Source organism: Roseomonas haemaphysalidis (genome assembly GCF_017355405.1).
Classification (GTDB): Bacteria; Pseudomonadota; Alphaproteobacteria; order Acetobacterales; family Acetobacteraceae; genus Pseudoroseomonas; species Pseudoroseomonas haemaphysalidis.
This window is the reverse complement of record NZ_CP061177.1, coordinates 1,957,352-1,970,265: the sequence shown is the minus strand read 5'-3', so window position 1 is coordinate 1,970,265 and position 12,914 is coordinate 1,957,352. Positions and strand designations below refer to the sequence as shown.

Sequence of the window (12,914 nt, the reverse complement as noted above, 5' to 3'; positions counted from 1 at the left end):
CGGCGGCCCGTCCCAGCTGCTCCACCATCGCGGCGCCCGGCGCCGACGGAACCCATATTGAATGACCGCAGCCACCCGGATCGCCCTGCTCGGCAACCATTCGCCCCGTCGTTGCGGTATCGCGACATTCACCGACGACCTGGCCGAAAGCCTGGCAAACGACCCGACGGCGCCCGAGGTGCTGGTGGTGGCGATGAACGATGGCCGCGACTACGCCTACCCGCCCGTGGTGCAGCTGTCCGTGGCGCAGGACGACCTCGCGGCCTACGAGGCCACGGCCGACGCCCTGAACGCCCGCAACATCGACGTGCTGTGCGTGCAGCATGAGTTCGGCATCTTCGGCGGCCCGGCCGGCAGCTTTCTTCTGACGCTGCTGCGTCGGGTGCGCGCGCCCGTGGTCACCACGCTGCACACCGTGCTGGAAAGCTTCACGCCCGAGCAGTGGGCGGTGATCGAGGAGCTGTCCGCCCTGTCCGCCCGCCTGGTGGTGATGAGCGAGCGCGCCGTGCGGCTGCTGGTGGCGCAGGGCATCCCGCGCGACAAGATCGCCTTTATCCACCACGGGGTGCATGTCTCGGCCACGGAGCGCGCGGTGGCCAAGGCCGACCTCGGCCTGACCGGCCGCACCCTGGTGATGACCTTCGGCCTGCTGTCCCCCAACAAGGGCATCGAGACGGCGATCCGCGCGCTGCCCGCCGTGGTGGCCGCCGTGCCCGACCTCACCTACCTGGTGCTGGGCGAAACCCATCCGCACATCCGCGCCCGGCACGGCGAGGCGTACCGGGATTCGCTGAAGGCGCTGGCGGCGGAGCTGGGCGTGGCCGACCACCTGCGCTTTGACGACCGCTTCGTGGACAACGAGGAGCTGATCCACGACCTGGCCGCCGCCGACGTCTACCTGGTGCCCTACCTGACGCGCGAGCAGATCACCTCCGGCACCCTGGCCTACGCGCTGGGCAACGGCCGCGCCGTGGTGTCCACCCCCTTCTGGCACGCCGAGGAGCTGCTGGCCGACGGCCGCGGCATGCTGGTGCCGTTTCAGGACCCGCAGGCCATCGCCGGCGCGCTGCTGTCGCTGCTGGCGGAGCCCGGGCGGCGGCAGGCGCTGGAACAGCGCGCCCGGCAATTCGGCGAGCGGATGCGCTGGCCGGCCGTCGCCGGCGAATACGTGGCGCTGTTCGGCAGCCTGCGCGTGGTCACCGCCCTGCCGCAGCAGCCGCTGCGCCTGCCGGCCGCGCGGCTGGACCACGTGGCCGCGCTGGTGGACGACACGGGCATGTTCCAGCACGCCCTGCACGCCCTGCCCAACCTGTCCGAAGGCTACACAGTGGACGACAACGCCCGGGCGCTGCACCTGGCGGCGCTGCTGCCGGAGCGGCCGGAGGCGGCGCGCATCGCCGGGCGGGCGCTGTCCTTTCTGCACCACGGGCTGAACCCGGCCACCGGGCGGTTCCGCAACTTCATGGGCTATGACCGCCGCTGGCTGGACGAGGACGGCGGCGACAACACCCAGGCCCGCTGCCTGCGCGCCCTGGTCGCGGCGGCCGGCGGCGGCGGCGGCATCGGGCGCGCGGCGGCAGAGGTGCTGAACCGCGCCTGGCCCGCCATCGGTGCCCTGGAAAGCCCGCGCGCCCAGGCCATCGCGCTGATGGCGCTGTCCGAGCACGCGCTGCAAAGCGGGCACGAGCTGCAGCGCGCCGTTCTGGCCCGGCGCTACGCCGCCAACCTGCTGCGCCTGCACGCCGCCGTGGCCACCCCCGCCTGGCCCTGGTTCGAGAGCACGCTGAGCTACAGCAACGCCAAGCTGCCGCACGGGCTGATCGCCTTTGGCCGGGCCTTCGGGGACGCCACGGCGCTGGCCACCGGGCTGAGCACGCTGCGCTGGCTGGAACAGCAGCAGACCGCGCCCGACGGCGGCTTTCTGCCGGTGGGCTCGGAACGCTGCTATGCCGCCGGCGAGGCGCGCCCGCTGTGGGACGGCCAGCCGATCGAGGTCTACGCCACCGTGTCCGCCGTGCTGGAAGCGCACCGCGCCACCGGCGACGCGTCGTGGCTGGCCGCCGCCCGCCGCGCGCTGGAATGGCTGCTGGGGCGCAACCCCCTGAAGCTCAGCCTGTACGACGCCAGCACCGGCGGCTGCCGGGACGGCCTGCACCGGGACCGCCTCAACGCCAACCAGGGCGCCGAAAGCACCCTGGCCCTGTGGCTCGGCGTCGCGGAATACGAGGCGGCGTCGGTGGCCGCCCTGTTGCCGTCCGGTCCGGTGATGCCGCCGCGCGCCGTCGCCGCGCCGGCGGGGGACTGAGCGCTGCACCCCCTGGCCCGCCACCCCCGGGCCGATCGCGCGCTGCGCGTCGGCATGATCGCGCCGATCGCCTGGCGGGTGCCGCCGCGCCGCTACGGCCCGTGGGAGCGCGTGGTGTCGCTGCTGACCGAGGGGCTGGTGGCGGCGGGCGCCGAGGTGACGCTGTTCGCCACCGCCGATGCACAGACGGGTGCGCGGCTCAGCGCCGTGGTGCCCACGCCCTACGAAGAAACGCCGGGCATGGATGCCAAGGTGTGGGAATCGCTGCACCTCGCCCATGCCTTCGGCGGCGCCGCCGGCTTCGACCTGCTGCACAACCACTACGACTTCCTGCCGCTGAGCTATGCCAGCCTGGTGCCAACGCCGATGGTCACCACCATCCACGGCTTTTCCGGCGAGCGCATCCTGCCCGCCTACCGCGCCTTTGACGGGAAAACCCATTTCGTGGCGATCTCGGACGCCGACCGGCACCCGGCGCTGCGCTACCTCAGCACGGTGCACCACGGCATCCCGGCGGCGGAGTTCACCTTCCGGCCGGAGCCGGGCGGCTATCTGCTGTTCTTCGGCCGCATCCATCCGGACAAGGGGGCGGCGGACGCCATCCGCGTGGCGCGGGCGGCCGGGCTGCCGCTGGTGCTGGCCGGGCTGGTGCAGGACCAGGGCTATTTCGACCGCGAGGTGGCGCCCCACCTGTCCGACCGGGTGCGCTATGTCGGCGTCGCCGGGCCGGCCGAGCGGGACGCGCTGCTGGGTGGCGCGCTGGGCCTGCTGCACCTGATCCATTTCGACGAGCCCTTCGGCCTGTCCGTGGTGGAGGCCATGGCCTGCGGCACGCCGGTCGTGGCCTTCCGCCGCGGCAGCATGCCGGAGCTGGTCGAGCACGGCATCAGCGGCTTTCTGGTGGAGGACGAGGCCGCCGCCGTGGCCGCCGTGGCGGGGCTGCCGGCGCTGCCCCGCGCCGGCCCCCGGGCCCGCGCCGAATGGTTCTCCGTGGACCGCATGGTGGCGGGCTACCTCGCGGCCTACCAGGCGATGCTGGTGCCGGATATGACAGAAAGGTCATCCTCGCGGTTGCATGCCGGGGCGATCTAAGCTGTTTTGCGCCCGCCGTGCCGCCCCACCCATTTCTCCCGTTCCGGAGCAAGGCAGCCTCTCTTGAAGACCGCAACGACCATCTCCGACCTGTTTCCCGCCGCCGGCGACGTGCTGACCCTGGCGCCCGCCGACAAGTCCGAGTTGCTCGGCCTGCTGGCGGACGAGGCGTCGCGCCGCCTGAACCGCCCGCGGGAGGACATTCTGGATGCCCTGCAGGCGCGCGAACGCCTGGGGCCCACCGCGCTCGGCCGGGGCGTCGCCATGCCGCACACCCGGCTGCCGGGGCTCGACACCCAGCTCGCGCTGCTCGCCCGCCTGTCGCGGCCGATCGACTTCGAGGCGCGTGACGGCGAGCCGGTGGATCTGGTGTTCCTGATCCTGTGGCCCGAGGCGGCGTCCGAGGGCTTTCTGCCGGCGCTGGCCAATGTTTGCCGGGTGCTGCGCAACAACCAGCTGCCGCGCCAGCTGCGCCAGGCCCGTTCCCCGGCCGAGGCGCTGGCCATGCTGCAAGCCACCGACCAGGACTGACCGCCGCCACCCCGGCCCCGGCCGGTTGCCGCGAACCGCCAGGCCACCACGCCACCCAGGAGACCCCGGCGCCCGATGCATGACGCCCTTTATCTCTCGGCCGCGATCGCCCTGCCCTATCTGGGCGCCCTGGTGGCGGCGCTGCTGCCGGCCAATGCCCGCAACCTGGAAGCCTGGCTGGCCGGCGGCGTGGCGCTGCTGTCGCTGGTCATGGTGTGGCTGCTCTACGCCGGCATCGCCGATGGCGGGGTGGCGCGGTTCGAGATCCCCTGGGTGCCCGAGCTGGGGCTGAACCTGGTTCTGCGGATGGACGGGCTGGCCTCGGTCTTCGCGGCCATGGTGGCGGGCATCGGCTTTCTGGTGGTGCTCTACGCCCGCTACTACATGTCGCCGGACGACCCGATCCCGCGCTTCTTCGCGTTTCTGCTCGCCTTCATGGGCTCCATGATGGGCCTCGTGCTGTCGGGCAACATCATCCAGTTGGTGTTCTTCTGGGAGCTGACCAGCCTCTTCTCCTTTCTGCTGATCGGCTACTGGCAGCACGCGGCCCCGGCGCGCGACGGCGCCCGCATGGCGCTGACCATCACCGCCACGGGCGGGCTCGCGCTGTTCGCCGGCATGCTGCTGCTCGGCCACATCGTCGGCTCCTACGACCTCGACGTCGTGCTGGCGGCGGGCGATGCCATCCGCGCGCACGCGCTCTACCTGCCCATGCTGGTGCTGGTCCTGCTCGGCGCCCTGACCAAGAGCGCGCAGTTCCCGTTCCACTTCTGGCTGCCCCAGGCCATGGCGGCGCCCACCCCCGTGTCGGCCTACCTGCACTCGGCCACGCTGGTGAAGGCGGGCATCTTCCTGATGGCCCGGCTGTGGCCGGTGCTGGCCGGCACCGACGCGTGGTTCTGGATCGTTTCCACCTCCGGGCTGATCACCCTGCTGGTCGGCGCCTATGTCGCCATCTTCCAGCACGACCTGAAGGCGCTGCTGGCGTATTCCACCATCAGCCACCTGGGCCTGATCACCCTGCTGCTCGGGCTGAACAGCGAGCTGGCCATGGTCGCCGCCATCTTCCACACCATGAACCACGCCACCTTCAAGGCGTCGCTGTTCATGGCCGCCGGCATCATCGACCACGAAACCGGCACGCGTGACATCCGCCGCCTGTCCGGGCTGAACGAGACCATGCCCTTCACGGCGCGGCTGGCGCTGGTGGCCGCCGCCGCCATGGCCGGCGTGCCGCTGCTGAACGGCTTCATCTCCAAGGAGATGTTCTTTACCGAGGCCGTGTCGGCCGCCGGCGCCCCCACCTGGCTGCACGGCATCCTGCCCGGCGCGGCGCTGCTGGCCGGCATCTTCGCCGTCACCTATTCGCTGCGCTTCATCCACGGCGCCTTTTTCGGCCCCGTCACGGCTGACCTGCCCCGCACCCCGCACGAGCCGCCGCAGTTCATGCGCGTGCCGGTGGAGGTGCTGGTGTTCGGCTGCATGGTCGTGGGCATCCTGCCGGCGGCCACCATCGGGCCGTTCCTGGCCGTCGCCGTCCGCTCCGTGCTGGGCGACAGCACGCCGGACTACAGCCTGGCCGTGTGGCACGGCGTCAACCTGCCGCTGGTGATGAGCCTGATCGCGCTGGCCGCCGGCGTGCTGCTGTACCGCCTCCTGCAGCCGCACCTGCGCGCGGGCGTGGACGGCACGCCGCTGCTGCGCGGCCTGGACGGGCGGCGCATCTTCGACCAGGTGATGGTCTTCCTGTCGTGGCGCTTTGCCCGCACGCTGGAACGGCTGCTGCACACCGCCGGGCTGCAGATGCAGCTCCGCCTGCTGGTTTGCGTGTCCTTCGCCGCCGCCGTGCTGGCGCTGCTGCCTTATGGCCTGCGCGCCGGCGACGTGTCGCTCACCGGCATCGACCCCGTGGTGGCGCTGATGTGGACGGTGGGCGGCGCCTGCGCCATCGGCGCCGCCTATCAGGCCAAGTACCACCGCCTCGCGGCGCTGATCCTGCTGGGCGGCGCCGGGCTGGTCACCTGCCTCACCTTTGTCTGGTTTTCCGCGCCCGACCTGGCGCTGACCCAGCTGCTGGTGGAGGTGGTCACCACCGTGCTGCTGCTGCTCGGCCTGCGCTGGCTGCCCAAGCGGCAGGAAAGCGCGGGCCCCGGCCACATGTCCGCGCGGCTGCGCCGCTACCGCGACTTCGGCATCGCGGTCGCCGCCGGCGCCGGGCTCACCGCCATCTCCTACGCCACCATGACCCGCGCCTCGCCCGAGGGTATCTCGCGTGCGTTTCTGGAGCGCGCCTATACCGAGGGCGGCGGCACCAACGTGGTCAACGTCATCCTGGTGGATTTCCGCGGCTTCGACACCCTGGGCGAGATCGCGGTGCTGGGCATCGTGGCGCTCACGGTCTTCGCGCTGCTGCGCCGCTTCCGGCCCGCGCCGGAAAGCATCGGCACGCCCGACCAGCAGCAGGGCGAGGCGCGCGACTGGCTCCTGGTGCCGGCCGTGCTGATGCGGCTGATGTTTCCGGTCATCTGCCTGGTCGCGCTGTACCTGCTGCTGCGCGGCCACGACCTGCCGGGCGGCGGCTTCGCGGCGGGGCTGATGGCTTCCGTCGCCATCCTGCTGCAATACATGGCCGGCGGCACCCGCTGGGTGGAGGACCACCTGCGCGTGCACCCGCTGCGCTGGATGGGCGCGGGCCTCCTGCTGGCGGCGCTGACCGGCGCCGGCGCCCTGGTGGCGGGCGTGCCGTTCCTGACCTCCTACTTCGCCTATGCCGACCTGGGCTGGTTCGGCAAGCTGCCGGTGGCCAGCGCCATGCTGTTCGACATCGGCGTCTTCGCCCTGGTGTTCGGCGCCACGGTGCTGATGCTGATCGCCATCGCGCACCAGTCGGTGCGCAGCCAGCGCGCCGCCCCGCCGGTGGCCCAGATTCCCGGGGGGGACGACTGATGGAACTGATCCTGGCCCTCAGCATCGGCGTGCTCGGCGGATCGGGCGTGTGGCTGCTCATGCGGCCGCGCACCTTCCAGCTGATCATCGGCTTGTCGCTGCTGTCCTACGCGGTGAACCTGTTCATCTTCAGCATGGGCCGCTTTCCCGTCGGCGCACCCCCGGTGCTGGAGCCCGGCGGCGTGGGCGACCCGGCGGTCTACGCCGACCCCCTGCCCCAGGCGCTGGTGCTCACGGCCATCGTCATCGGCTTCGCCACCACGGCGCTGTTTCTGGTGGTCATGCTCGCCTCGCGCGGCCTGACCGGCGGCGACCACGTGGACGGCAAGGGGGGGCGCTCGCGGTGAGCGGCTGGCTGCAACACCTGGTCATCCTGCCGATCCTGATCCCGCTGCTGGCAGGCGCCGTGATGATCCCGCTGGAAGACCAGCGCGGCCAGGTGCGCGGCGCCATCGGCGTGCTGTCGGCCGTGGCCATGCTGGTGGTGGCCGTGCTGCTGCTGCTGCGCGCCGATGCCGGCGGGGCGGACGCGGTCAGCGTGTACCGCCTGGGCAACTGGCCGGCGATGTTCGGCATCGTGCTGGTGGCGGACCGGCTGGCGGCGCTGATGCTGGTGCTGACGGCGGTGCTGGGGCTGGCGGCCCTCTTGTTCTCGCTGTCGCGCTGGCAGCGCGTGGGCGCGCATTTCCAGGCGCTGTTCCAGTTCCAGCTGATGGGGCTGAACGGCGCCTTCCTGACCGGCGACCTGTTCAACCTGTTTGTCTTCTTCGAGGTGCTGCTCGCGGCCTCCTACGGCCTCGCCCTGCACGGCTCGGGGGTCGCGCGGGTCAAGGCGGGGCTGCACTACATCGCCATCAACCTCGCCGCCTCGCTGCTGTTCCTGATCGGCGTCAGCATGATCTACGGCGTCGGCGGCACGCTCAACATGGCCGACCTCGCGGTGCGCATCCCGCAGCTGCCGCCAGCCGACCGGCCGCTGATGGAAGCCGGCGCCGCGCTGCTCGGCATGGCCTTCCTGGTCAAGGCGGCGATGTGGCCGCTGGGCTTCTGGCTGCCCCGCACCTACGCCGCCGCCAGCCCGCCCGCCGCCGCCATCTTCTCCATGATGAGCAAGGTGGGCGTCTACGCCGTGCTGCGCCTGTCGCTGCTGCTGTTCGGCGACGACGCGGGCAGCTCCGCCGGCTTCGGCGGCAGCTGGCTGCTGGCCGGCGGCATCATGACCATCGCCTTTGGCGCCATCAGCGTGCTGGCGACGCAGGACCTGTCGCGGCTGGCCGGCGCCAGCGTGCTGATCTCGTCGGGCACGCTGCTGGCGGCGGTGGGCGCGGGGCAGGTTTCCGTCACCGGCGGCGCGCTGTACTACCTGGCCACCTCCTCGCTCGCCATCGGCGCGTTCTTTCTCCTGATCGACCTGCTGGAACGCGGCCGCGACGTGGGCGCCGACGTTCTGGCCGTGACGCTGGAAGCCTTCGGCGACGGCGAGGAGGATGACGAGGACGACGACGAGGTGGGCGTCGCCATTCCCGCCACCATGGCGGTGCTGGGCCTCAGCTTCCTGTGCTGCGCCCTGCTCCTGGCCGGGCTGCCGCCCTTGTCCGGCTTTGTGGCCAAGTTCGCCATGCTCAGCGGCATCCTGAACCCGCAGGGCCTGGGCCGCGGCCCGGCGGCGGTATCCACCGGCGGCTGGGCGCTGCTGCTGGCCCTGGTGCTGTCGGGGCTGGCCACCGTGATCGCCATGACGCGCGCGGGCATCCGCGTGATCTGGGCGGCATCCGACCGCGTGGTGCCGCGCGTCGGCGTGGTGGAGATCGCGCCCGTGCTGCTGCTGCTGGGCACCTGCATCGGCATGACCGCCGCCGCCGGCCCGGTGCTGCGCTACATGGACCAGGCCGCCATCGCGCTGCATGCGCCGGAGGACTACGTGCGGCAGGTGACGGGGCGCGAGTTGTCCGCCCCCGCGGGGGCCGCGCGATGAGGCGCCTGCTGCCACACCCGGTCGTCTCGGCCGGGCTGTTCGTCATGTGGCTGCTCCTGGCCGAAAGCGCCGCGCCCGGCCCGGCGCTGGTCGGGCTGGCGGTGGCGCTGGGCTGCGGCTGGGCCATGGCCGCGCTGCGCCCGGGCCGCGCGCGACTGCGCCGCCCCCTGCTGGTGCTGCGCCTGATCGGCACCGTGGCGGCGGACACGCTGCGCTCCAACATCGCCGTGGCGCGGGTGATCCTGCACCGGCGGGCGGACCGCCGCTCGGGCTTCATCCGCATCCGGCTGGCGCTGCGCGACCCGCAGGCGCTGGCGGTGCTGGCCGTGATCCTGACCGCCACGCCCGGCACCGCCTGGGTGGAATTCGACAGCGACGACGGCTGGCTGCTGCTGCACGTGCTGGACCTGATCGACGAGGAGGAGTGGGTGCGTATCGTCAAGGAGCGCTACGAGGCGCCGCTGCTGCAGATCTTCCCCGCCGCGGCGGAGCCACGCCGGTGAGCGCCGCGCTGCTGGGCTGGTCGCTGCTGCTGGCGCAGGTGATGCTGGGTGCCGGCATGCTGTGCGCCTGCTGGCGCGCCGTGCGCGGCCCCCGCGCGCAGGACCGGGTGGTGGGCCTCGACACCCTCTACATCAACGGCATGCTGCTGCTGCTGACCTTCGGCATCCGCTCCGGCACCGTGCTGTATTTCGAGGCGGCGCTGGTGATCGCGCTGCTGGGCTTCGTCAGCACGGCGGCCCTGGCGAAGTTCCTGATGCGCGGCGAGGTGATCGAATGAGGGAGGTGGATATCGGCTTCTGGCGCCACGCCGCCGAGCTGCCGCCCTGGGCCAACGTGGCGGACCTGCCGATCTGGGCGGCCATTCCCGTGGCGCTGCTGCTGCTGGCCGGCGCCGGCTTCGCGCTGACCGGCTCGATCGGCCTGCTGCGGCTCAAGGATTTCTACGAGCGGCTGCACGCGCCGACCATCGGCACCTCCTACGGCATGGCCTGCATCCTACTAGCGTCCGTGATCTTCTTTTCGGTGCTGCAAACCCGGCTGGTGCTGCACGAGGTGCTGATCGGCATCCTGGTGCTGGCCACCACGCCGGTCACGCTGATGCTGGTGGCCCGCGCCGCGCTGCACCGCGACCGGCTGGAAGGCCATGCCGGCGTGCCGCCGCCGCGCGGCGAGCCCGGCCCCGGGGACACGGCCCCGGAGCCGGCGCCCCCCGCCCCTTAGTCGTCGGCGGCGGAGGAGGACACCAGCGGCGGCGTCTGCTGGTGCTGCACCACCTTCCAGTTCTCATGCGACAGGCGGCGGTAGGTGGAGGTGCAGTGCGCCACGTAGGGCGGAATGCCGTCACGCTCGGCACTGGCCTTGTAGGCGATGACGATCAGCCCTTCCTGCGGCCGCTTCACCTGCCGCTCGGAGAGTTCCACCTTGGACCAGCGCGGCGTTTCGGTCACGGCCTGCACGGCCTGCTGGCCGCTCATCACGAAGGGGGGCGCCGGCAGCACCATCAGGCATTCGTCGTCGATCGACTCGCGGTAATGCTCGGCATCGGCGGTCCAGAGGCTTTCCTCGAAGGTCCAGACGCGGTCGTCATCCATGCTCATGTCCTTGCTCGGTATGGGTGCGCTGGTAACGCCGCAACGGCCTGATCGTTCTCCCGCCCCGTCAGGCGAAGCCGCCCAGCGCGCGCGCCGCCTGCATGGCCAGCGGGCCGATGCGGCGGCGGAACCGCTGCGCGTCCCATTCCGCCAGCGAGCCCGCCACGTGCACCGCCCCCACCGGGCGGCCCTGCGCATCCAGCACCGCCGCCGCCAGCACCACCTCGTCGCGCAGCGATTCCTCCAGCGCCATGCTGAAGCCGTCCCGCCGCGCTTCCGCCAGCTTGCCGCGCAGCCCGGGCAGGTCGGTGATGGTGGCCGGCGTCAGCGGCCGGCGGTCGGAGCGCGCCAGGATGTCCTCCGCCTCCGCTTCCGGCATCGCCGCCAGCATGGCCCGCCCGCCGGAGGTGGCGAAGGCGGGCATGCGGCGGCCGACCAGCGTGGCCGACAACGTGTCCCGCCGGCTTTGCAGCCGCACCGCGTAGATGATCTGCGTGTCATCCGGCAAGCTGAGGTCCACGCGTTCCTGCACGGTGCGGCGCAGCTCCTGCAGCACGGGCGTCGCGCGCTGCACCAGGGGGTTGAGGCGCAGCATGTCGAAGGCGCGGTCCAGCAGGCGCTTGCCCGGCACCAGCCCCTGCCCGCCCGGGTCGCGCTCCAGGTAGCCCAGCGCCAGCAGGGTGTGGGCGATGCGCTGGGTGGCGCTCTTGTCCAGCCCCGTGGCCGCCGCCAGCCCGCCCAGCGACAAGGGCTGCGCCACGCCCTCGAAGGCTTCCAGCACCTGCAGGCCGCGCGCCAGCGACTGCAGGAACAGCCGCTCGTCCACCCCGGGGTCCTTTCCCTTTGACAGCCGCTCCACTGCTTCATACCCTTGCTGAGCAATGCGACCATATTGCTCAGCAATACGGCCGGACGTCCAGCGACGCGTCCTGGCCACGACCGGAGGGTCTGCATGACGGGACGTTTCGCGGGCCGCGTGGCGGCCATCACCGGCGCCGCATCCGGCCTCGGCCGCGCCGTCGCGGAAGCGCTCGCGGCGGAAGGCGCCCGCCTGCTGCTGATGGACCGCGACGCCGCCGGGCTGGAGGCGCTGGCCGCCCGCTGCCCGGACGCACTGACAGTGGTGATCGACGTCAGCTCCGCCGCCGACATGGCGCGGGCGGCGGCCGCGGGGCTCGACCGCTTCGGCCCCGCCAGCCTGCTGGTCACCGCCGCCGGCATGCTGGGGCCCACCGCACCGGCGGTGGAAGCGGAAGAGGCCGACTGGGACCGGCTGTTCGACGTCAACGTCAAGGGCACCTGGCTGGCGGCCAAGTGCTTCATCCCGCAGATCCGCGCGGCGGGCGGCGGCGCGGTGGTGACGCTGGCCTCGGCGGCGGGGCTCACCGGCTCGCTGTCCCTGCCCGCCTATTCCGCCAGCAAGGGCGCGGTGGTGATGCTCAGCCGCAGCCTGGCGCTGGCGCACGCGCCGGAAGGCATCCGCGTCAACTGCGTTTGCCCCGGCTCCATCGAGACGCCCATGCTGGATGCCACCTTCGCCGCCGCCGCCGACCCGGCGGCGCGCATGGCCGAGTTCCGCGCCCGCCACCCGCTGGGCCGCTTCGGCCAAGCGCGCGAGGTGGCGGATACCGTGCTGTTTCTGCTGGGCGAGGGCGCGGGCTTCGTCACCGGCGTGTCGCTGCCCGTGGATGGAGGCCGCCTTGCCTGACCCGACGCGCTTTGCCGGCCTGGCCGCCATTGTCACGGGGGCGGCCGGCGGCATCGGCGCCGCCACCGCCGCGCGGCTGGCGGCGGAAGGCGCGCGGGTGCTGCTGGCCGACCGCGCGCCCATCCCGCAGCCGCCCGCGAACGCCGCCACCCTGCAGCTCGACATCACCGCGCCCGATGCGGGCCGGCGGCTGGCGGAAGCGGCGCTGGCCGCCTTCGGGCGCATCGACATCCTGGTCAACAACGCCGGCATCGGCGGCTCCGGCTCGCTGGAAGCCAGCGACGACGCGTTGATCGCGCGGTTCCTGGACACCAACCTGGGCGCCGTGCTGCGCGTCACGCGGGACGTGCTGCCGCACCTGGCGCGGCCGGGCGGCGCGGTGGTCAACCTGTCCTCGGTGTTCGGGCTGGCGGGCTACCCCGGCACGGCGGCCTATGCGGCGGCCAAGGCGGGCATCGCGCAGTTCACCCGGCAGCTCGCCGCCGAGCAGGGGCCGCGCGGGCTGCGCGTCAACGCCGTGGCGCCCGGCGTGATCGAAACGGCGATGACCGAGGGGCACCTGCGCAACCCCGACTACCGCCGCGCCATGCTGGACGCCACGCCGCTGCGCCGCAGCGCGCGGCCGGAAGAGATCGCCGCCGTCATCGCCTTTCTGGCTTCCGCCGATGCCAGCTTCGTCACCGGGCAGGTGATCGTGGCGGACGGCGGCTGGCTGGACGGGCGCAACCCCCCGCGCGACGCGGACCGCAGCTAAGGAACACA

The 12,914-nt window shown here is 72.5% G+C and carries 13 protein-coding genes; 11 read left to right on the top strand and 2 right to left on the bottom strand.

Annotation, left to right across the window (positions count from 1 at the left end; all coding sequences use genetic code 11):
• Window positions 1-61: 61 nt before the first annotated feature.
• From IAI59_RS09070 to mnhG, 9 genes are all read left to right on the top strand, one after another.
• Window positions 62-2,305 carry a glycosyltransferase family 4 protein gene (locus IAI59_RS09070; RefSeq protein WP_207416218.1) on the top strand — a complete coding sequence of 748 codons (2,244 nt, stop codon included), beginning with the start codon at window positions 62-64 and terminating at the stop codon, window positions 2,303-2,305.
• A 54-nt stretch (window positions 2,306-2,359) separates the two neighbouring features.
• Complete coding sequence (locus tag IAI59_RS09065) at window positions 2,360-3,397, top strand: glycosyltransferase family 4 protein (RefSeq protein ID WP_207416217.1); 1,038 nt, start codon at window positions 2,360-2,362, stop codon at window positions 3,395-3,397.
• 63 nt (window positions 3,398-3,460) lie between these two features.
• A complete protein-coding gene (locus tag IAI59_RS09060; protein WP_237180559.1) occupies window positions 3,461-3,928 on the top strand; it encodes a PTS sugar transporter subunit IIA in 468 nt (155 codons plus the stop codon).
• 75 nt (window positions 3,929-4,003) lie between these two features.
• A complete protein-coding gene (locus IAI59_RS09055; RefSeq protein WP_207416215.1) occupies window positions 4,004-6,874 on the top strand; it encodes a monovalent cation/H+ antiporter subunit A in 2,871 nt (956 codons plus the stop codon).
• Complete coding sequence (locus IAI59_RS09050; RefSeq protein WP_207416214.1) at window positions 6,874-7,221, top strand: Na+/H+ antiporter subunit C; 348 nt, start codon at window positions 6,874-6,876, stop codon at window positions 7,219-7,221. Before IAI59_RS09055 ends, IAI59_RS09050 begins: the two co-directional genes overlap by 1 nt.
• Window positions 7,218-8,849 carry a monovalent cation/H+ antiporter subunit D gene (locus tag IAI59_RS09045; protein ID WP_237181098.1) on the top strand — a complete coding sequence of 544 codons (1,632 nt, stop codon included), beginning with the start codon at window positions 7,218-7,220 and terminating at the stop codon, window positions 8,847-8,849. Before IAI59_RS09050 ends, IAI59_RS09045 begins: the two co-directional genes overlap by 4 nt.
• The gene (locus IAI59_RS09040; protein WP_207416213.1) at window positions 8,846-9,352 is read left to right on the top strand and encodes a Na+/H+ antiporter subunit E; all 507 of its coding nucleotides are present in this window, start codon (window positions 8,846-8,848) and stop codon (window positions 9,350-9,352) included. The genes IAI59_RS09045 and IAI59_RS09040 overlap by 4 nt, the downstream gene beginning before the upstream one ends.
• On the top strand, window positions 9,349-9,630 hold the full coding sequence (locus IAI59_RS09035; protein ID WP_207416212.1) for a K+/H+ antiporter subunit F: 282 nt from the start codon (window positions 9,349-9,351) through the stop codon (window positions 9,628-9,630). The genes IAI59_RS09040 and IAI59_RS09035 overlap by 4 nt, the downstream gene beginning before the upstream one ends.
• A complete protein-coding gene (gene mnhG / locus IAI59_RS09030; RefSeq protein ID WP_207416211.1) occupies window positions 9,627-10,073 on the top strand; it encodes a monovalent cation/H(+) antiporter subunit G in 447 nt (148 codons plus the stop codon). The genes IAI59_RS09035 and mnhG overlap by 4 nt, the downstream gene beginning before the upstream one ends.
• On the opposite strand, the gene IAI59_RS09025 is transcribed toward mnhG, so the two are convergent.
• Window positions 10,070-10,444 (bottom strand): nuclear transport factor 2 family protein, encoded by a 375-nt coding sequence (locus IAI59_RS09025; RefSeq protein WP_237180558.1) that lies wholly within the window; start codon window positions 10,442-10,444, stop codon window positions 10,070-10,072. The two genes, mnhG and IAI59_RS09025, sit on opposite strands and share 4 nt — an antisense overlap.
• A gap of 67 nt (window positions 10,445-10,511) precedes the next feature.
• The gene (locus IAI59_RS09020) at window positions 10,512-11,270 is read right to left on the bottom strand and encodes an IclR family transcriptional regulator (protein WP_237181097.1); all 759 of its coding nucleotides are present in this window, start codon (window positions 11,268-11,270) and stop codon (window positions 10,512-10,514) included.
• 126 nt (window positions 11,271-11,396) lie between these two features.
• Here IAI59_RS09020 and IAI59_RS09015 point away from each other — a divergent pair, with 126 nt between their 5' ends.
• Both IAI59_RS09015 and IAI59_RS09010 read left to right on the top strand, forming a co-directional pair.
• The gene (locus tag IAI59_RS09015; protein WP_207416208.1) at window positions 11,397-12,152 is read left to right on the top strand and encodes an SDR family NAD(P)-dependent oxidoreductase; all 756 of its coding nucleotides are present in this window, start codon (window positions 11,397-11,399) and stop codon (window positions 12,150-12,152) included.
• On the top strand, window positions 12,145-12,906 hold the full coding sequence (locus IAI59_RS09010; RefSeq protein ID WP_207416207.1) for an SDR family NAD(P)-dependent oxidoreductase: 762 nt from the start codon (window positions 12,145-12,147) through the stop codon (window positions 12,904-12,906). Before IAI59_RS09015 ends, IAI59_RS09010 begins: the two co-directional genes overlap by 8 nt.
• Window positions 12,907-12,914: the final 8 nt, after the last annotated feature.